This window comes from Bradyrhizobium sp. USDA 4516 (assembly GCF_054055915.1).
Map to the genome: position 1 here is coordinate 1,279,833 of NZ_JBSRXT010000001.1, position 18,449 is coordinate 1,298,281.

General features: G+C 64.9%; 17 protein-coding genes. 9 read left to right on the forward strand and 8 right to left on the reverse strand.

Annotated elements, in window-relative coordinates:
• Nucleotides 1-321 (reverse strand): 4Fe-4S dicluster domain-containing protein, encoded by a 321-nt coding sequence (locus ACVI1L_RS06020; RefSeq protein ID WP_016840109.1) that lies wholly within the window; start codon nt 319-321, stop codon nt 1-3.
• On the reverse strand, nt 318-1,946 hold the full coding sequence (locus ACVI1L_RS06025) for an FAD-dependent oxidoreductase (protein WP_310885572.1): 1,629 nt from the start codon (nt 1,944-1,946) through the stop codon (nt 318-320). Before ACVI1L_RS06025 ends, ACVI1L_RS06020 begins: the two co-directional genes overlap by 4 nt.
• Nucleotides 1,947-2,259: 313 nt before the next feature.
• On the opposite strand from ACVI1L_RS06025, the gene ACVI1L_RS06030 reads away from it, so the two are divergent.
• Nucleotides 2,260-3,600: an LLM class flavin-dependent oxidoreductase gene (locus ACVI1L_RS06030; RefSeq protein WP_456782505.1), complete on the forward strand. Its 1,341-nt coding sequence runs from the start codon at nt 2,260-2,262 to the stop codon at nt 3,598-3,600.
• Nucleotides 3,601-3,605: 5 nt separating this feature from the next.
• Here the strand turns inward: ACVI1L_RS06030 and ACVI1L_RS06035 are convergent, their stop codons facing one another.
• Nucleotides 3,606-4,697, reverse strand: coding sequence for an LLM class flavin-dependent oxidoreductase (locus tag ACVI1L_RS06035; protein ID WP_456782506.1), 1,092 nt, complete (start codon nt 4,695-4,697; stop codon nt 3,606-3,608).
• Between the two features lie 419 nt (nt 4,698-5,116).
• Between ACVI1L_RS06035 and ACVI1L_RS06040 the strand changes: the two genes are divergently transcribed.
• The 6 genes from ACVI1L_RS06040 (at nt 5,117) to epsC (ending at nt 10,564) form a co-directional block, all read left to right on the forward strand.
• The gene (locus tag ACVI1L_RS06040) at nt 5,117-5,872 is read left to right on the forward strand and encodes an ABC transporter permease subunit (RefSeq protein ID WP_309143573.1); all 756 of its coding nucleotides are present in this window, start codon (nt 5,117-5,119) and stop codon (nt 5,870-5,872) included.
• Nucleotides 5,869-6,594: an ABC transporter ATP-binding protein gene (locus ACVI1L_RS06045; RefSeq protein ID WP_076826951.1), complete on the forward strand. Its 726-nt coding sequence runs from the start codon at nt 5,869-5,871 to the stop codon at nt 6,592-6,594. The genes ACVI1L_RS06040 and ACVI1L_RS06045 overlap by 4 nt, the downstream gene beginning before the upstream one ends.
• A gap of 10 nt (nt 6,595-6,604) precedes the next feature.
• Nucleotides 6,605-7,609, forward strand: a complete 1,005-nt coding sequence (locus ACVI1L_RS06050) for an NrtA/SsuA/CpmA family ABC transporter substrate-binding protein (protein ID WP_456782507.1) — start codon at nt 6,605-6,607, stop codon at nt 7,607-7,609.
• A gap of 42 nt (nt 7,610-7,651) precedes the next feature.
• Nucleotides 7,652-8,881, forward strand: coding sequence for an acyl-CoA dehydrogenase family protein (locus ACVI1L_RS06055; protein ID WP_456782508.1), 1,230 nt, complete (start codon nt 7,652-7,654; stop codon nt 8,879-8,881).
• A gap of 137 nt (nt 8,882-9,018) precedes the next feature.
• Nucleotides 9,019-9,591, forward strand: a complete 573-nt coding sequence (locus ACVI1L_RS06060; protein ID WP_057017437.1) for a flavin reductase family protein — start codon at nt 9,019-9,021, stop codon at nt 9,589-9,591.
• Nucleotides 9,592-9,610: 19 nt separating this feature from the next.
• Complete coding sequence (epsC, locus tag ACVI1L_RS06065) at nt 9,611-10,564, forward strand: serine O-acetyltransferase EpsC (protein WP_141340374.1); 954 nt, start codon at nt 9,611-9,613, stop codon at nt 10,562-10,564.
• 12 nt (nt 10,565-10,576) lie between these two features.
• On the opposite strand, the gene ACVI1L_RS06070 is transcribed toward epsC, so the two are convergent.
• From ACVI1L_RS06070 to ACVI1L_RS06090, 5 genes are all read right to left on the reverse strand, one after another.
• A complete protein-coding gene (locus ACVI1L_RS06070) occupies nt 10,577-11,446 on the reverse strand; it encodes an ABC transporter permease (RefSeq protein ID WP_200844439.1) in 870 nt (289 codons plus the stop codon).
• Nucleotides 11,439-12,305, reverse strand: coding sequence for an ABC transporter ATP-binding protein (locus ACVI1L_RS06075; RefSeq protein ID WP_141340373.1), 867 nt, complete (start codon nt 12,303-12,305; stop codon nt 11,439-11,441). The genes ACVI1L_RS06070 and ACVI1L_RS06075 overlap by 8 nt, the downstream gene beginning before the upstream one ends.
• A complete protein-coding gene (locus ACVI1L_RS06080) occupies nt 12,302-13,357 on the reverse strand; it encodes an ABC transporter substrate-binding protein (RefSeq protein ID WP_076826947.1) in 1,056 nt (351 codons plus the stop codon). Before ACVI1L_RS06080 ends, ACVI1L_RS06075 begins: the two co-directional genes overlap by 4 nt.
• A gap of 25 nt (nt 13,358-13,382) precedes the next feature.
• Entirely contained in the window at nt 13,383-14,312 is a 930-nt protein-coding gene (locus ACVI1L_RS06085) for a TauD/TfdA dioxygenase family protein (protein ID WP_057017482.1), read from the reverse strand.
• 97 nt (nt 14,313-14,409) lie between these two features.
• Entirely contained in the window at nt 14,410-15,846 is a 1,437-nt protein-coding gene (locus ACVI1L_RS06090; protein ID WP_456782509.1) for an FAD-dependent oxidoreductase, read from the reverse strand.
• A 388-nt stretch (nt 15,847-16,234) separates the two neighbouring features.
• On the opposite strand from ACVI1L_RS06090, the gene ACVI1L_RS06095 reads away from it, so the two are divergent.
• Both ACVI1L_RS06095 and ACVI1L_RS06100 read left to right on the forward strand, forming a co-directional pair.
• Nucleotides 16,235-17,059: a class I SAM-dependent methyltransferase gene (locus ACVI1L_RS06095; RefSeq protein WP_057017431.1), complete on the forward strand. Its 825-nt coding sequence runs from the start codon at nt 16,235-16,237 to the stop codon at nt 17,057-17,059.
• A gap of 27 nt (nt 17,060-17,086) precedes the next feature.
• A complete protein-coding gene (locus ACVI1L_RS06100; RefSeq protein ID WP_456782510.1) occupies nt 17,087-18,427 on the forward strand; it encodes an LLM class flavin-dependent oxidoreductase in 1,341 nt (446 codons plus the stop codon).
• Nucleotides 18,428-18,449: the final 22 nt, after the last annotated feature.

The following is an 18,449-nucleotide window of genomic DNA, read 5'->3' on the forward strand; positions in this document are numbered from 1 at the left end:
TCAATGACCAAAGAGCAGATAGCTGCGGTCGATGCCGCGGAGATCGCGCGTCTCGTCGGTCCAGCCGACCGCGCGGCGGTAGCTGCCCAACGCGGCAGTCTGTCGCAACGCGACCACGTCGGTCGGGCGAGGCTCCTCCGCATAAGGCGACACGTAAAGCGCGTCCTCGGGACAATACAGTTCGCAGAGGAAACAGGTCTGGCAATCGCCCTGACGGGCGATCACCGGAATCCCCTCCGTCTTGTCGAAGACATTGGTGGGGCAGACATTCACGCAGATGTCGCAGGACGTGCAGCGCTCGGCGTCGATCACCTCGATCATTCCGCGGCCTCTGCATAGCTGGCCTCGGCATGCGGCCGCACCGTGGTCCAGACCTCGTCCAAGCCGCCGCTCGTCACGTAATGGCGTTGGCGGTCGTCTTGATCGGGATAGTCGTCGCGGCGATGCATGCCGCGGCTTTCGTTCCGCGCCAGCGCGCTGCGGTACATCCAGCGCGACGTCGCCAGCATGGCCGCGCTCTCGCGGGCACGTAGCAGATCGTCCTTGCTCGCCGCATCGGCCGATGATGCATCGACCCACGCCGCATCCAGCCGCTCGAGGGCGCCTTCAAGACGCGAGGCGTGCCGGAAGTAGTTCAGCTCATACGGATAGACTTCGTCCTGGACCGCCTTTGCCAGCGCGGCGGGCTCAAACGCGCGACCCGCATTGCTCCGGAACGCGACGGTGCCGGCGGACGCCAGTCGTCGCTGACGCGCCGGGCCCAGCTGCCTTGCATAGCCAGCAGCGCCCCATCCGGCCCAGGTCCCCGATGACATCGCCCAGGCGGCGTTGTGGCTGCCGCCGCCGGTGAAGCCGCCGCAGATCAATTCGCGCGTCGCTGCATCGCCGGCGGCATAGAGCCCGGGCACGCTGGTGGCGCAGCTGTCGTCGACAATGCGCAGGCCGCCGGTGCCGCGCACGGTGCCTTCGAGCCGCAAGGTGACGGAAAAACGCTCCCTGAAGGGATCGATGCCGGTGCGATCGAACGGCAGGAAGAAATTCGGCTGCGACGCGCGCATGTGACGCTGCACGTCGTCGTCGGCCTTGTCGAGGCGCGCGTAAACCGGCCCCTGAAGCAACGCGCGCGCAATCGCCGATCGCCCGCCCTTGGATGCCGCACCGGGAACGACGCTGCCGTCCTCGTAGCTGAAGGTCGCCCAGCCGTAGAACAGTGTCTTGGTCACGGAGCCGAACGCCGGCGAGATCGCATAGGGATTCGAGAATTCCATGCTGCTGAACTCGGCCCCGACCTCCGCGGCCATCAGATAGCCGTCTCCGGTCAGCACATTCGATCCCAGCGTCTTGCTCAGGAACGCGCAGCCGCCGGTCGCCATGACGACAGCCTTGGCGCGCACGATCCAGCGATCGTGCTTCTGGCGGCGCACGCCGCTGGCTCCCGCAACCGAGCCGTCGTCATCCACCAGCAGCTCAAGCGCCGGACTGTGATCGAGAATGGTGACGCCGGCCTGCTTGGTGCGCTTGCGCATCAGGCGCATGTATTCCGGCCCCTGCAGCGAGTTGCGCTGCGATGTGCCGCTGTCGTCGACCGGGTAAGGGTAACCCCAGGCGGCCAGACGATTGCTGTCCTCGTAGGTCTGGTCGAGCACGCGCGCCATCCAGCGGCGATCCTGCAGGTGCCCGCCCATCTTTTCGCGATTGGCCATTGCGGCCTTGCGCAGCGCCGGATTGGGATCGACATACCAGACGCCGGTGCCGGCAGCCGCGGTGGCACCCGACGTGCCGCAAAATCCCTTGTCGGCGAGCACGACGCGTGCGCCGCACTCGGCTGCGCTCACCGCAGCCCACGTGCCTGCCGGTCCGCCGCCGATCACCAGCACGTCGGCGTCGAATTCGACCGAACCGCCTGGCGCGGTTCGCTGTTCGGCGCGTCGCTCGTGGACTGTCATGGTTCAGTTCTCCGGGAGGCACCGATTGCTTGCAACGCGCCGCAACAGCATCGTTACGCGCGCAGGCTGCCCTGGCAATTTCAGATATTTGCGCAGACTTGGACGAAGCTTCCCCTGCCGCGGCACGTGGCAGAATATTCATGCGGCGGCGGAGGGGATGTTCCGCTCATCGCAGAAGATCGACACCGGATTTGTCCGCAGATCGCGCAGCGGAGACGGATATTTCTTTTTGCATGCACGCGCCGGCCGTTCGTTTTCATGTGGCCTGACAGGCGGTACTTCGTGAGTCGTCTCACCTCAATGCGTGGCAGCCATGTCCGATAGTCAGCTTCACCTCAATGTCAACCTGCTGCACTCCGGCGTCTATGCGTCGGCGTGGCGGCTGCCCGAAAGCGATCCTCGCGCCTGCTTCGACGTCGGCCATTATGTGCGCGTGGCTAAGATCGCCGAGCGCGGCAAGCTCGATGCGATCTTCCTTGCCGACACACCGGCGATCACTGACCGCATCGACTACCGCTCCTTCATGTCGATGGAACCGACGATCGTGCTGGCGTCGGTGGCCGCGGCGACCAGCCATATCGGGCTGATCGCGACCGCCTCGACCACCTACAACGAGCCGTACAACATCGCGCGCCGCTTCGCGACCCTGGATCTCGCGAGCGGCGGCCGCGCCGGCTGGAATGCGGTGACCACGGCCGACGCGTCGGCCAGCCGCAATTTCGGCCTCAGCAACGTGCTGGAGCACAAGGCCCGCTACGAGCGCGCCAAAGAGTTCGCCGAGGTCGTCCATGCGCTGTGGGACAGTTGGGAGGACGACGCCTTTGTCGGCGACAAGTCCTCGGCGCGATTTGTCGATACGTCGAAGGTTCATCCGATCGCGCATCGCGGCGCCCATTACGCCGTGGCCGGTCCGCTTAACGTGCCGCGTTCGCCGCAGGGCCGCCCGGTCACCGTGCAGGCCGGTGGCTCGCACGACGGCCGTGATCTCGCTGCCGCGCAGGCCGAAGCTGTGTTCACGCTGGCGCAGACGATCGAGGAAGGCGTCGCCTATGCGCGCGATCTGCGCGCCCGCGCCGCGACCTACGGCCGCGCCGGCGACTCCATCGTCATCCTGCCGGGCCTTGCCACAGTGATCGGCAGCACCGAAGCCGAGGCGAGACGGCGGCAGGATGAGCTGTGGGAGCTGGTTCCGATCGAGTACAGCCTGGCGCGTCTCGCGGGCACATTGCAGGTCGATCCTGCGATCCTTGAGCTCGACAAGCCGCTACCCGATCCGCTGCCGCTGCCGGCCAACGCCAACCACACCATGTTCCAGGGCACGGTGAACCTTGCGCGCCGCGGCAACCTCACCGTCCGGCAGTTGTTGCGCGCGCTCGGCGGCGGGGTCGGACACCGCATCATCGTCGGCACGCCCGAGCAGATCGCCAACGACATCGAGGCCTGGTTCAAGGCCGGCGCGGCCGACGGATTCAATCTGATGCCGGACGTGCTGCCGACCGGGCTCGAGGTCTTCGTCGACAACGTGGTGCCGATCCTGCAGCGCCGCGGTCTGTTCCGAACCGATTACGCCGGCACCACCTTGCGTGAGCATTTTGGCCTGCCTCGGCCGATCAGCCGCTTTGCGCGTCAGACGGAAGCCGCCGCAACCGCGTGACGCAGTTACCGCGAGCTCGCCAGCAGTGGTGGGGTGTCATTCGCAGCAGATGACGCTGCGCGGACGCGCGGGATGATCTCCTTCGCAAAGCGCTCCATCTCGGCCTCGAAAGGCTGGAACTGCAGCATGAACAACTCGATGCCTGCGGCATGGAACGCCCCGACTCGGGCGGCCACGTCATCATAGCTGCCGACCAGCCCGGCAGCGGTGCCGCCGTTGCTGCCGATCCGCTCCGACTTCTGCATGGTCTGCATCATCACGACCTTCGGGTCGGTGTTCTGTCGCTGGATCACCTTTATCGAGGCGTCCTTCCGCGACAGCTCAAGCAGCCGCTCATAGGCGGCCTGGGCCTCGGCCTGCGTCTGGCGCGCGATGACGAAGGCGGACAGCCCGAAGCGAAGCGGCACCGACGTCCGCGGCCGCGCCGCCACGTCGGCAATGAGGCCCGCGACATCCTCGAGCGGCTGACCATTGATGAACCAGACGTCGCCGTGGTCGGCGACCAAAGCGCGCGCCGGCTCGGATTCGCCGCCGACATAGATCAATGGTCGCGGTCGGTAGAGGCTCGTCGGCCGCAACAGATAATCGCGGACGTCGAAATGCTCGCCCTTGTAGGTCAACCGCTCGCCCTGCATCAGGCGCGAGACAATCGTGATCCACTCGCGGCCATAGGCGTAACGGGCATCGTGCTCGGCAAAGCCGATGCCGGCCTTGTCGAGTTCGGGCCGGTTCCAGGCATTGACCAGGTTGATCGCGAAGCGTCCGCGGCTGATGTTCTCGATCCCGAGCGCGAGCTTGGCGAGAACCACCGGATGATAGAGATAGGGCTTGATGGCCGCGATGATCTCGATCCGGCTGGTCAATGCCGCAACGGCCGCCGCCGCGCTCCAGGCCTCGAGCTGATCGAAATCCTCCCAATGCGGATTGATGGTGTGCTGCGCGATCAGCGTGGAATCGTAGCCCAGTGCCTCGGCGGCAAGCACGAGGTCGCGATTGCGCTCCCACGATGCGTCATACGGCTCCTCCGGATCCTGATAGGCCGCGCGCGAACCATGGACCAGCGCCCAGATGCCAAAGCGAAGCGGTCGTGTCGACATGCCGTCTCTCCGATTTCCCTGACGTTACGTCGGCGTGTTTTCAAAGAAGCACGGCGACAGATCAAGCAGCGGCGCATCAAAAGATTTTCCTTGCCGCGCCGCGCGCGCCGATAAACAAGAAAACTCCGGACGCAGCGACAATTGGAATACGGCTCTATTTCTGTTCGAGAAAATTCGTGGGACAGTTTGCGCGACATGAACAACGCCTTCTTTCGTGCGGCGACGCGCCGTTCATCGAGAGAATGGCGGACCATGCCGCGCGCGATCAATGATGCTCGCGCGCAATGTTGGACGAGGACAGAACAGACTTGAGCAACCTCGAACAGGCTGCGTCATCGATCGCGTTTGATTCAACGCCGCGCAGCGTTCAAACGGCATCGCCGTCCCGGAAGCCACGAGTAGAGATCGGCCGGCGCGGCATGCTGCTGCTGTCGTGGCTCGCCCCGGTCGTGCTTCTGATCGTCTGGGAATTGCCGGCGCAGGCCGGCTGGCTCTCGCCGCAGGTGCTGCCGGCACCGAGCAAGGTCGTCCGGACGGCATTCAAGCTGGCGACGTCCGGAAGCCTGCTGAACGATCTCGGCGTCAGCCTGCTGCGCGCAACGGCCGGTTTTGCGATCGGCGGCAGCGTCGGATTCGCGCTCGGTATCCTCGTGGGCTTCTCGCGGATCGCGGAGGCCGCGATCGACCGCAGCATCCAGATGATCCGCGCGATCCCGTTTCTCGCCGCGCTGCCGCTGGTGATCGTCTGGCTCGGCGTCGGCGAAGCCCAGAAGGTCTTCCTGGTCGCGCTCGGCGTCGCCTTCCCGATCTACATCAACACCACGCTGGGTATCCGGCAGGTCGACCCGAAGCTGCTCGAGCTCGGCCGCGTCCAGGGCCTCGGGACACTCGAGCTGATCCGGCGCGTCATCCTGCCCGGCGCCCTGCCCTCGATCCTGACCGGTGTGCGCTATGCGCTGGCGACCGCGTGGCTGGCACTGGTGGTCGCGGAGACCATCGGCGCCCAGTCCGGCATCGGCTTTCTCGCCATGGATGCGCGCGAGTTCCTGCGCACCGACGTGATCGTGCTGACGATCGTGATCTATGCGCTGATCGGCGTCGCCGCCGACGGCATCGCGCGCGCCCTGGAGCGGCGGCTATTGGCCTGGCATCCGAACTATGGAAGCGCGCGATGACGCTGCACGCCGTGCCCTCACCGGCCGCGATTGCGCCGGCCGTCGTGGTGACCGGACTGCATCGCGCCTATGGCAGTCGCGTGGTGATCGAGAACCTCAACCTGCGCATCGAGCGCGGCGAGTTCGTCGTCCTGCTCGGCGAAAGCGGCTGCGGCAAGACCACGCTGCTGCGGGCGCTGGCCGGCCTCGATGCGATCGACGGCGGGCGCATCACGGCACCACGGCGGCCGGCCGTCGTTTTCCAGGAGCACCGGCTGCTGCCGTGGGACAGTCTGTGGCGCAACGTCTCGCTCGGCCTCAATGCGAGCGACGCCCGTCAGCGCGCCGCCACCGCGCTCACCGAGGTCGGACTCGGCGGCCGTCTCGATGACTGGCCGCGCAACCTCTCGGGCGGACAGGCGCAGCGCGTGGCGCTGGCGCGCGCGCTGGTGCAGGAACCCGAGTTGCTCTTGCTCGACGAGCCGTTCGCAGCGCTCGATGCGCTGACTCGCATTCGCATGCACGATCTGGTGCGCGAGCTGGTCGCCGTCCATCGCCCCGGCGTGCTCCTGGTCACCCACGACGTCGACGAGGCGATCGCGCTCGCCGACCGCATCCTGGTGATGCGCGAGGGCCGGATCGCGTTCGAGCATCCCATGAAACGTAACGGCGCAGCGCCGATCGCCCGCACCGACCTGCTGGCGGAGCTCGGCGTCGACACCTCTCACCCCATTCCTGCCTGAGGACCACTCAATGTCTATCCCCCGGTTCACCAACCCCACCCGTCGCAGCTTCCTTGGCGGCGCCGCCTTCGGCATCGGCGCGCTTGCCGGCTTTGACCTGTCCGAGCCGGCGTATGCGGCGACCGGCCGCGTCACCGACACGGTGCGTCTGACCTGGGGTTTGAGCGGCCTCAATCTGATCGCCAAGGAGCGCGGCGAGTTCGAGAAGCTGCTGGCCAGGGACGGCATCAAGGTCGAGTGGCTCGGGCCGTTCCCCAATCATGCGCCGACGCTGCAGGCTGTGACCGGCGGTAGCGCCGATTTCAGCTTCGGCGGCAGCACGACGCCGGCACTCGCCGCGATCATCGCCGGCTCGCCGCTGGTATTCACCCAATTCGTGGTCTACGAGCCGCGCACCACGGCGATCATCGCGCGGGATGACTCTGGCATAAACAAGGTCGAGGATCTCGTCGGCAAGTCGGTGGCGGTGAACCGTTCGGGTCTCGGCGAATTCCTGCTGGTTGCCGCGCTCGAGAAGCACAAGGTCGACCGCTCCAAGGTGACGTTCGTCTATCTCAACCCGCCGGACGCAGCGCCGGCGCTGGCCTCCGGGAAGGTCGACGCCTGGTCGATGTGGAGCCCGGGCGTCGATATCGCGCGGCTCGAATACAAGGCGCACGACATCTTCCTGGAAGGTCGCGATCTCGAGTTCCAGATCGACTACACGTCCTACCTGACCACCCGAAAATTTGCGACCGACAATCCTGCGCTGGTCCGGGCCGTCAACGACGCCTTTCGCGCCGAAGGCAAGTGGATCTCCGCGAACAGCAAGGATGCCGAATACATCGCGCAGAAGGCCGGCAAGTACAGCGACCAGGTCCGCGACCAGTTCATCGCGCTGAACCGGCAGTATCGCTACTTCGCCGCCAACGACGAAAACTTCCTCGCCGAGCTGCAAAGGGCCGCCGACTGGCTGGTCGCGCGCAAGGTGCTCCCGGAGCCGATCAAAGTCACCGACCACCTGGCCCAGCTCTGATCAGTAGCAGTCATATCAATCGACGCCATTTGGGTGATACCAATGAACAAGCCCCTGTCCGCCACCTCGCTGGAGCCTTCCGACCGCCTTCACAGCCGCGCACCCGATATCGACGCACTGCTCGGCCGCATCGCGGAAGGCGCCGCCGACCGCGAACGCGAGCGCGTCCTGCCGTTCGCGCAAGTCGATCTCATTCGCAAGGCCCGCCTCGGCGCGTTGCGGCTTCCGATCGAAGCCGGCGGCGCCGGCCTGTCGATTCGCGCATTGTTCGAGATCGTCATCAGTCTCGGCGAGGCCGACGCCAATGTCGCGCATATCCTGCGCAACCATTTCAGCGTCGTCGAACGCCTGGTGCGCCGGCCGAAGGACGATCAGCACAGGCAGTGGCAGAAGGCAGTTGCCGACGGCGCGATCATCGGGCTCGCGGCGACCGAGCTCGACACGCCGAAGGTCGGCAATGTCACGCCGAACACGACACTCACTGCCGACGGCGACGACTACCTGCTCAACGGCACGAAATACTATAGCACCGGCACACTGTATTCGGACTACGTCCTCGTTCGCACCGCCGACACATCCGCCACCAATGCTGCCGTGCTGATTCCGGTGAACCGCGAGGGCATTGAGCTGATCGACGACTGGGACGGTCTCGGGCAGCGGCTGACGGCGACCGGCACCACCCACTTCCGCAACGTGCGCGTCAAGCGCCAGGAGGTCGTGTTCGATGCACCGGATACCGGCTACGGCATTCCCTACTCCAACACATTTGCCCAGCTGTTCCTGACTGCGATCAATGCCGGCATCGCGCGCGCCGTGCTGCGCGACGCCAGCGCCCTGGTGCGGACCCGCAAGCGGACGTTCTATTACGCGCCGAGTGAGGTGCCAGTGGACGACCCGCTGCTGCAACAGACCGTCGGCCAGATCGCCAGCGGCGCATTCGCCGCCGAGACCGTGGTGCTTGCGGCCGCGGAGGCGCTCCATGCCGCCACCGACGCTTTCGATGCAGGCGACGAAAACGCCGTCGAGGCCGCGCACAAGGCCGCGCTGCTGTCGGCCAAGGCCAAGATCGTTGCGGACGATTTCGCGATCCGGAGCGGCAGCCTGCTGTTCGACGTCGGCGGTGCATCGGCCACCAAGAAGGCGACCAATTTCGACCGCCACTGGCGCAACGCGCGCACCCTGGCGTCGCACAATCCAAACACCTTCAAGGCGCGCTCGATCGGACAATACGAGATCAGCGGCACGCCGCTACCCGCCAAGGGCTTCTTCTAGAGCCCCACTCCGATCGAATCGGAACGGAGCTCTGGATTGTTGTTTTGATGCGTTTTCTCACGCGAACCGGTATCCACTTCGCTCGAAAACGCTCTGGCGAGGTCCAATCCGGCGAGGCAAAGCAAGGGAGAATCCCGATGAGCAAGCCGGATATTCATCTTGTGGACGCCGACCACGAGATCGAGCGTCAATTTCGCCTTGTCATGCGCCGCCTCCCGGGCGGCGTTTGCATCATCACCGCAGGACAGGGTGAGGACATCACCGGCATGACGGTGACCTCGCTGACGTCGCTCAGCGCCAGCCCACCCCGGCTGCTGGTCAGCATCAACCGGCAGGCATCGTCCTTCGCACCGATCGCCCGCCATCGGCTGTTCGGCGTCAACATCCTCGGCTCCGACCAGCAGGCCCTGGCCGAGCGCTTCAGCAATGGCCGGCTGAAAGGCAGGGAACGCTTCGAGGGCACCGATTGGACCCATGGAGCCTCGGGCGTGCCGTTGCTGCAGCGGTCGCTTGCGATGATCGAATGCCAGGTCGAGGAGATCATCGAGCGGCATTCCCATGGCATCATCGTGGGCCGCCTCGCCAGCATGGAATTGTCGCATCGGCTGTCCGGCCTCACTTACTGGAATGGACAGTATGTCCAGATCGATCACGAGGCCGATCTCGACCTATTGGCCGAAGTCAGCATTCCTCTGGCGCATGTCCGTTAGAACAGAGAAAGGGTGCAGCATGAAACGCGAATTGCCGCCAGCATCGCCTCCGTCAACGGCCGGCGCGGTCAGCAGACCACCGGGCCGCTGGCAGCTCGACCGGATCGTGGCCGAGCTGCGCACCTCCCGCGAGGAGACCCATAGCATCCGGCGCGACGGCGAGGCACGCCGCGCGCCCTCGCGGGACGCGCTGGAGGCGATCCTCGACGGCCTCACCGAGGCGCTGTTTCCGCGCCACTACGGCCAATCGGACCTCGACGGCGAGAACATCGACTATTTCGTCGGCAATACGCTGAGCACAGCATTGGATTCGCTCAGCGCGCAGATCCATCGCAGCGCGCTGTTCGTTGGCGACGAGCTGGAGCCGGGCTTTGGGCACGAAGAGGCGATCGAGCTGACACGCGCATTCGCGACCCAACTGCCGTCGGTCCGCGGACTTCTGATCAACGATCTGCGGGCGGCATTCGTTGGAGATCCGGCGGCGCAGAATTTTCCCGAGATCCTGATCGGCTATCCGGGGATGGCCGCCATCATCCACCATCGCCTTGCGCATCTGCTCTACCAGATCGGCGCGCGGCTGGTGGCTCGCCTGATGTCGGAGATCGCCCACACAAGGACCGGCATCGATATCCATCCCGGCGCCCGGATCGGCTCCGGATTCTTCATCGATCACGGAACCGGCGTCGTGATCGGCGAAACCGCCATCATCGGCAACAACGTCCGGATCTATCAGGCGGTCACGCTCGGCGCGCGGCATTTCCCGACCGACGACGAGGGACATGTGATCAAGGGCGACGCCCGCCATCCGATCGTCGAGGATGACGTCGTGATCTACGCCGGCGCAACCATACTCGGCCGGATCACGATCGGCCGCGGGTCGACCATCGGCGGCAACGTCTGGCTGACCAAGGACGTGCCGCCGAACAGCATTGTGACGCAGGCCACCGCACGAAACAGCCCGAGCGGCGCCTGAACCACGATCTCATCACGCCGCAACCTGTGCCTTCCATCGCATCAAGCGCCGTTCCAACGCCTCCAGGACCGCATTGAATGCCAACCCGATCACGGTGATCCCGATTATGCCGAAATACATCTGCGGGATCAGGAAGCTGTACTGGCTGTTGATGATGAGATAGCCGAGACCGGCCTTGGCGCCGACCATCTCGGATGCGACCAGCACCAGCATGGCTGACGCACTGGCGAGGCGAATGCCGACAAAGATCGTCGGAAGCGCCGCCGGAAGGATCACCTTGCGGAACAGCTGCTGCGGGGTCGCGCCCATGGTCCGCGCCGACTTGATCAAGAGCGGATCGACCTGCTTCACCGCGGCGATGGTGTTGAGCAGGAGCGGCCATGCGCAGCTATAGACCACCATCGTGACCTTCGAGAGCTCGCCGATGCCAAGCAGCAGGATGAACGCCGGCAACAGCGCGAGCGGCGCGGTATTGCGGCAAATCTCGATGAACTGGTTCAGCAGATCGCCGAGCCTTGTGTACCAGCCGACGGCCAGCCCGAGCGGGACGAACAACACGACCGACACCAGAAACCCGCTCAGGGCGCGGAGCAGGCTCGCGGAGGCGTCGTCATAGAGCTCGCCGGTTTGCGCGAGCTGCCAGCCTGCGGCGATGACATCAAAGAATGGCGGCAGAAACACCGCGTCGATCAAGCCGAGCCTCGGCGCGGCCTCCCAGATCGCCAGAAGGGCGATCAGCAGCAGGGAGCGGCGTCCGAAAGCTACCAGACCGCGGGTCGCGGCGCGGACCGCGCTCACTAGCGGTGACCGCGCCGCCACCGCTTGCTCGTCTCGCCGTCCATGCGCGAGCTCCAGCAATGTCAGCATCTCCAGGCTAGACATGAGCGACTTCCTTTACTTCACGCTCGACACGGCCTGCGCTGACCCTGCCCGCCGATTGCCCCAGCTGCGCTTTCTGCACTTCCTCGCGGAGCAGGCTCCAGATCTCATGGCGCACGCGGCCGAATTCCGGCAGCGAGCGCACATCCTCGGCTTCGCTGCGCAAGGCCGCGGGGATGTCGACAATCTCCTTGATCCGCCCCGGACGGGACGTCATGACCGCCACGCGCTGACCGAGCACGACCGCCTCGTCGATGCCGTGGGTGATGAAGATGATGGTCTTGCCGGTGGCCCGCCAGATCCGCAGCAGCTCGCCCTGCAACGTTTCGCGCGTCTGGGCATCGAGCGCAGCGAACGGCTCGTCCATCAGCAGCACCTCCGGATCATAGGCAAGGCTGCGCGCGATCGCGACGCGCTGCTTCATGCCGCCGGAGAGTTCATGCGGATAACGGTCAGCAAAACCCGATAACCCGACCAAGTCGAGGAAGTGCCGCGCGATCTCACCGCGTTGTTTCGGCTTGAGGCCGGCGATATCGAGCCCGAACTCCACATTCTGCGCGGCCGTGCGCCACGGAAACAGCGCGTACTGCTGGAACACGACGCCGCGGTCGCGTCCGGGTCCGACGATCGGCCGGCCGTCGAGCAGAATGCGGCCGCTGGTCGGCGTCGCGAGCCCGCCGAGCAGATCGAGCAATGTCGACTTGCCGCAACCGCTTGGACCGACCAGGGCGAGGAATTCGCCGGCGCGGACGTCGAACGTGATGTCCTCGAGCGCGGTGAAATAGCCCGCCGGCCGGCCCCCTTCGCCTCGCGTGACGAACTCCTTGCGGACCTTGTCAAAGCTGATCTTGACCGACGTCATCGCGCCTCCGCCGTCTTTCCGGGACGGAAATAGTTGAACTCGTTGGTGTAGGTGTCCGAGGCCTTGATCTGGCCCGGTTTGAGCAGGCCATCCTTGACCAGCCAGTCGACCCAGACCTGCAGCTCGGCATCCGAGATCACGCCGCCCTTGGACGCGACGCCGGTGCTCTTCCAGTACTTGATCGAGGAGGCATCCTCGTTGCGCTTGCGCTCCGCAATGATCCGGTCGAAGCGGGCCCGCACTTCATCGGGCGGCGTCGTCTGCGCCCACTGGATGGCGCGCGAGATCCCCTCAACCAGCTTGCGGGCGGTGTTCGGATTGTCCTTGATGAACTTCTCCCGCAGCACATAGGCACCGCCGGTGAACTGTCCGAACAGATCGGTATCGTTGAAGAGCGAGCGGATCCCGCCACGCTCCAGCGCCTTGTCGCGCAACACGCCGCTGAGCGCGCTCACCTCGACCTGCCCTTGCCGCAGCGCCTGCTCGCCGGTGACGGGTGGGACCGCCACCAATGTCACCTGCTTGGCCTCGCCGGCGCTAAGGCCGTTGCGCGCCAGATACTCACGCAGCACGAACTCCAGATGAGCGCCAAGCGTATTGACCGCGACCTTCTTGCCGATCAGGTCGCGGGCCGTCTTGATCGGACTGTCGTCCTTCACAAAGTAGCCGTAGTAGGTATTGGAGTCGGAACCGTAGTAGCCGACCACCGCCTTGATCGGCGCCTTGGCCGCGATCAGCTTGATGATCGCACCATAGAAAGCGCCGCCGACGTCGATGTCGCCGGTGACGACGGTCTGAATGTCCTGCGGCCCGCTGATGGTGTTGCCGACCCATTTGAGCTTGAGCGGCGCGAGGTAGCCGAGGTCCTCGGCGAGCTCGGTGAACGTCACCTGCCCGGCCCAGCCTTGATAACGGATCTCGGTCTTATCGAGCGGTGGCTCGGCGAAGGCCGAAGCGATCAGGCCCAACGCAAAGACGCCGGCCAGCAGCAATCGCGCCGCCCGGCGCGCAGCGGCTCGCCGCGCGCGCAGAATTCGAATGATGGCATTCATTGTGTTGCTCCAATAGGCGACATGCTCAGGCTGCCTTCGCCGCTTGCGGCTTCGGCGATTTGATCCGCGTCACGCTGTGGCGGCCGTCGACGCTGACCGGAACCTCGCCGTCGATGGTGGCGCGGCGCACCACACGATGCTGATCGCCGTAGTCATTGACGGCGTAGTGCTGGGTCGCGCGATTGTCCCAGATCGCGACGTCTCCGGCCCGCCAGCTCCAGCGCACGGTATTCTCCGGAGCCGTGATGTGGGACTGGAACAGATCGAACAGCTTCTGGCCGTCATATTTCGGCAGGCCGACAAAGCGCTGGACGAAATTGCCGAGCACCAGCGTGTGCTCGCCCGTTTCGGGATGGACGCGCACGACCGGATGCTCGGTCTCATAGATCGTCCCGGTGAATACCTCGTCAAAATGCTTTCTGTCGGCGTCGGTGGCGCGAGACTTCACGGCGTAATCATAGGCATTGCTATGAACCGTCCAGAGCTCGTCGGCGAGCTTGCGCAACGGCACAGGCAGATCGAGATAGGCGGCCGCCGTGTTCGACCAGACGGTGTCACCGCCATAGGGCGGGATTACCACGCCGCGCAGCACCGAGATCTTCGGATAGGCGTCGACGAAGGTGACGTCGGTATGCCATTGGTCCGCGCGGCCGCCACCACGCCCCGAATCCAGTTCGAGGATCGATGACGTGCCTTTGCTCGGGCCGATGGTCGGATGCGGCACCAGTTTGCCGAGCCTGACCGCGAAGCGCTCCTGCTCGGCGTCGTCGAGGTGCCCCTGGTCACGAAAGAAGATCACCTTGTGCTCGAGCAGCACCTGGTTGACGGCACGGATGACCGCGTCGGGAAGGTCGCCCGACAACTTCACATTCTTGATCTCGGCACCAAGCCGGGCGGCACGCTTGACGATGTCGGCGCGCGGAATGACGTTGTCGATAGTGGTCGTGTTGCTCATGATGTTGGTCTCGTCGCCGCGATCCCCTGGACAAAGCTCCGCCATGCGCCGGTCGCGGAAACGACGGCGGAGATCAATGATGTGGTCGCGATACTCGCTATTCCGCCGCGACGGGCTGCGGCGGTCGCCAGACAGCCGGTGCATAGAGTTCGGCGGTGAAATCCTCCGCGATCTCTCCGTTGATGCGCGCCTCGTGAGATGCAAGGTCGGCCAGGAACAGATCGCGGCTGACCCTGGCCGTGATCCCCGGAATGTCGCGCTTGAAGCTTGGAACGTCGCCGATCGGCAGGCCGAAGCTGACAAATGCTGCCGGGTTGAAGACGTGAATGTCCTTCAGATACGGCGCGCGGCCCGGAACTTTCTCCAGATACTCGTGCCCGGACCCGAGATAAGGATAGGCCGCCAGGCGATCGTCCTTTTCGTCGTCAGGCGGCACGAAGCGATCTCGCCACAGCAGGATTTCGTCGGCGAAATCGCCGAGTTCTGACTGCGCGCCCAGATCGACGGAATAGCCAGTTCCCGCAATCGCGAAATCGAACGCGAACTCGCCCTGCGGAGTGATGGCGACCGGCCGCAACCCCTTCAATTGCGCCGAGGTCCACGACGCGCCCAGGTGCAGATGAAAATTGGGGAAGGCTACCGCGCGCGAAATCGCATCCGGCGGCGGGGTCGACCCAGCCTGCCTGAACCGGATCGCCTGATGCCAGCGCACCCCGTCGGGCAGGCTGCCATAATTGTCATAGGCTCCCGGATAACCGCGGATCCGAATGACCGGCAACGCGGCCAAGGTTTCCCGGCGCGCAAACAGATGAACATCGCGCGCTCCGGCCTCAAGGGCTGCAGCCGCCGCATCGAAGGCCGACGCAGCACTCCCGACCACCGCAACGGAGAGACCACGCAGCATCCTGAAATCGATCTTCTCCGATGTATGCGCACGGAATCGTTTCGGCAGGACCCGCAGCGCGTTGGGGACATAAGCGCCCCCGCTACCCGCAAAGCCGGTTGCGAGCACCAGCTTGCGCGTGGTCTCGATGGTCGTGACCCCGCTCCGCTCCAGATGTAACCGCAAATGATCGGCTGCGGGCTCGATGCGGAGCAGCCGCGTACCGTAACGAATGCCGGCGCCGGTCACGCGGCGATACCAGTCGAGATAGGCCGCCCAGTCGAGCCGCGGAATCCGATCGAGCGCGTCGAAGGCCGCCGCGCCATGGCGCGTTTCATACCATGCTTGGAAACCGAGACCGGGCAGACCGAGCTCCGGACCTGGAAGCGTCTTCGGAGTGCGAAGCTTGTGCATTCGCGCGCTCGTCAGCCACACGCCGGCCTTGCTGGCGTCGGCGGCGGCGTCGATCACCGAGACCTTGCCGATCCCGGCGCGCCGAAACGCAAACGCGAAGGCCGCGCCGGACTGGCCACCGCCGACCACGACGACGTTGTGATCGATTCCGTCGCGATCAGGCACCCAGTTCTGTGGGTCGACCCCGATCAGCCGGAGGGCCTCGCGGGCGACGCTGTCGGGATCGGATTGCGGCATGAATGACCACCTCGCTTTGACGTTACAAATCGTAAAAGCGATCGACATTCAGTCAATGAAACGAAACCAGCTTTGTTTTTGATAGCAGGCAATGTTCGCGTCGTGGACAACGCGGGCATTGAAATATTTGCGATGATCGCCGCCTGACCGATCATCTCATGTGCATTGCGACGTGCGGGATCGGCGCGATCGATCGGGAGAACTTCCCAAATCATACGTCGCCGGGATCGGCGCGATCGCAGTCATCTCCGGTGAACGACGAACTCGTCACGTTCATGCTCGCTTGCCGTGCAACAACGCAAATTCATTTCACCGCCGCCGACATAGAGTCTGACGCAGCGCACGCGCCTGACGTCGACGCGCGGCGAGCAACGATGGATCTCTCGAAATGCCGCGAACTGCCGGCAACATCAGCCTTGAACACGATACCCCGGAGCTCGCCCGCTCCTATGATGAAGCGGGACTCGTTCAATTTCGCCACGGCAAGTTCCTGATCGGGCCGCTCGCCATCAAGACCGGCGAGCACGTGCTCGACATCGGGACGGGAACCGGCCGGCTTGCGGAATTCGTCGCCGGACTGGTCGGTCCGGACGGCCGCGTGATCGGTATCGATCCACTTGCCGGCCGCATCGAAATTGCGCGCCTTCGGCAGGGGGATAACCTCCAGTTCGCCACCGGGCGCGCCGAAGAACTGTCGCGCTTCGACGACGCGCAGTTCGACGCGGTCTATCTCAATAGCGTCTTCCATTGGATCTCCGACAAGGATCGCGCGCTGCGGGAGGTCCGGCGCGTGCTCAAGCCCGGCGGCCGCCTCGGATTGAATGTGCAGGATCCGTCCAGGCCGCACCAGTCGCGCCTGCTGCTTCGTCGCGCCATCATCGAGGCGGGTCTTGCCGGCGATCGCCAGGACTCGAACCCGGTGCTCGGATCGACCGACGAGGAGCTCAAATCGCTGTTCGCGGCACACGGCTTCGCCGGCTACCGCAGCGAGCTGCGCGCGCTGATCGATATCCACGACGATGCGGCATCGCTGCTGCAGTGGTCGGAAGCGAGCGCATTCGGAAATTTCCTCGAAGCGTTCACCCCTCACGAGCGCGAACTGGTGCGCCGCACCTTCGCGCGCCTTGTCGAAGAACAGCGCACGCCCGAAGGTTTGAAGCTGGAGCGCTACCTGCGCTTCGCGTTTGCGCACAAGGCGCCGTCCCACCAATAATAATCAGCAAAACTCACGAGATCCGAGATGAGCAAACGACAGCTTTCCCTTAACCTCTTTATTTATCCCGGCGGCCATCACGAGGCGGCGTGGCGCTACAAGGGGTCTGCGGCGGATCGCATCCTTGACGTCAGCTATTACCAGGAGCTGGCGCAGCGTGCCGAGGCGCAGAAATTCGACGCGATCTTCTTCGCCGACGGCCCCGCGCTCGCCGACAATGTTCGCTACGCACAACGCTTCCGGTTCGAGCCGATCACCTGGCTGGCCGCGATCGCCGTCGCCACGAAACGGATCGGCCTGATCGCGACCGCGTCGACGACCTATACCGAGCCCTACAATCTGGCGCGCCTGTTCGCCTCACTCGATCACCTCAGCGGCGGCCGGGCCGGCTGGAACATCGTCACGACCAGCACGGCACAGGCGGCGCAGAACTTTGGCTTGCCCGAGCATCCACCTCACCACGAACGCTACGAGCGGGCGCGGGAATATATCGATGTCATCACGCGGCTGTGGGACAGCTGGGAAGACGACGCCGTGGTGAACGACCCCGCATCCGGCATTTTCGCCGATACGGGAAAGATCCATCCGATCGATCACGTCGGAAAGCACTTCCGGGTACGCGGCCCGCTCAACATCTCGCGGACGCCGCAGGGACGGCCGGTCTATGTCCAGGCGGGTTCGTCTGATGACGGACGCGCCTTTGCCGCGCGCTATGCCGAAGCGATCTTCACCGCGCATCAGACGCTGGCGAGCGCCCAGGAGTTTTATGCGGACATCAAGCGGCAGGCACGCGCGTTCGACCGCAGCCCCGATCAGGTCAGGATCCTGCCGGGCATCAGTCCGTTCATCGCTAGCACGCAGGCCGAAGCCGACCTGTTGCAGGACGAGTTCAACGAGCTGATCCAGCCGGAATACTCGTTGACCCAACTTCGCCAGATGATCGGGCTCGACCTCTCCGGCTTCGACCTCGACGGTCCCTTTCCGCGCCATCTGATCGACACCGGCAGCGCCCACGGGGTCGCCAGCCGTTTCAAGCTCGTGGTCGACATCGTCGATCGCGAGCAGCCGACCATCCGCCAGCTCGTGCAGCGTCTCGCCGGGGCGCGCGGCCACTGGGTGATCGCGGGCCCGCCGGAGAAGATCGCCGACAACATCCAGACTTGGTTCGACAATGGCGCGGCCGACGGCTTCAACGTGATGCCGCCCTGGCTACCCGGCGGGTTCGATATCTTCGCCGAGAAGGTCGTGCCGATCCTGCGCAAGCGCGGCCTGTTCCGCGGCGAGTACAGCGGCACGACGCTGCGCGACCATTTCGGACTGAGCCGGCCGCAAAGCGTGTTTTCCGGATCGATCAAGGCGATCGCCTGACGTGATCGAAACCGCCGACCCC

Coding starts and splice junctions, on each gene's coding strand:
- epsC (WP_141340374.1), top strand. CDS start 9,611: ATGAAACGCGAATTGCCGCCAGCATCGCCTCCGTCAACGGCCGGCGCG.
- ACVI1L_RS06045 (WP_076826951.1), top strand. CDS start 5,869: ATGACGCTGCACGCCGTGCCCTCACCGGCCGCGATTGCGCCGGCCGTC.
- ACVI1L_RS06095 (WP_057017431.1), top strand. CDS start 16,235: ATGCCGCGAACTGCCGGCAACATCAGCCTTGAACACGATACCCCGGAG.
- ACVI1L_RS06030 (WP_456782505.1), top strand. CDS start 2,260: ATGTCCGATAGTCAGCTTCACCTCAATGTCAACCTGCTGCACTCCGGC.
- ACVI1L_RS06040 (WP_309143573.1), top strand. CDS start 5,117: ATGCTGCTGCTGTCGTGGCTCGCCCCGGTCGTGCTTCTGATCGTCTGG.
- ACVI1L_RS06080 (WP_076826947.1), bottom strand. CDS start 13,357: ATGAATGCCATCATTCGAATTCTGCGCGCGCGGCGAGCCGCTGCGCGC.
- ACVI1L_RS06085 (WP_057017482.1), bottom strand. CDS start 14,312: ATGAGCAACACGACCACTATCGACAACGTCATTCCGCGCGCCGACATC.
- ACVI1L_RS06035 (WP_456782506.1), bottom strand. CDS start 4,697: ATGTCGACACGACCGCTTCGCTTTGGCATCTGGGCGCTGGTCCATGGT.
- ACVI1L_RS06020 (WP_016840109.1), bottom strand. CDS start 321: ATGATCGAGGTGATCGACGCCGAGCGCTGCACGTCCTGCGACATCTGC.
- ACVI1L_RS06100 (WP_456782510.1), top strand. CDS start 17,087: ATGAGCAAACGACAGCTTTCCCTTAACCTCTTTATTTATCCCGGCGGC.
- ACVI1L_RS06055 (WP_456782508.1), top strand. CDS start 7,652: ATGAACAAGCCCCTGTCCGCCACCTCGCTGGAGCCTTCCGACCGCCTT.
- ACVI1L_RS06025 (WP_310885572.1), bottom strand. CDS start 1,946: ATGACAGTCCACGAGCGACGCGCCGAACAGCGAACCGCGCCAGGCGGT.
- ACVI1L_RS06075 (WP_141340373.1), bottom strand. CDS start 12,305: ATGACGTCGGTCAAGATCAGCTTTGACAAGGTCCGCAAGGAGTTCGTC.
- ACVI1L_RS06060 (WP_057017437.1), top strand. CDS start 9,019: ATGAGCAAGCCGGATATTCATCTTGTGGACGCCGACCACGAGATCGAG.
- ACVI1L_RS06070 (WP_200844439.1), bottom strand. CDS start 11,446: ATGTCTAGCCTGGAGATGCTGACATTGCTGGAGCTCGCGCATGGACGG.
- ACVI1L_RS06050 (WP_456782507.1), top strand. CDS start 6,605: ATGTCTATCCCCCGGTTCACCAACCCCACCCGTCGCAGCTTCCTTGGC.
- ACVI1L_RS06090 (WP_456782509.1), bottom strand. CDS start 15,846: ATGCCGCAATCCGATCCCGACAGCGTCGCCCGCGAGGCCCTCCGGCTG.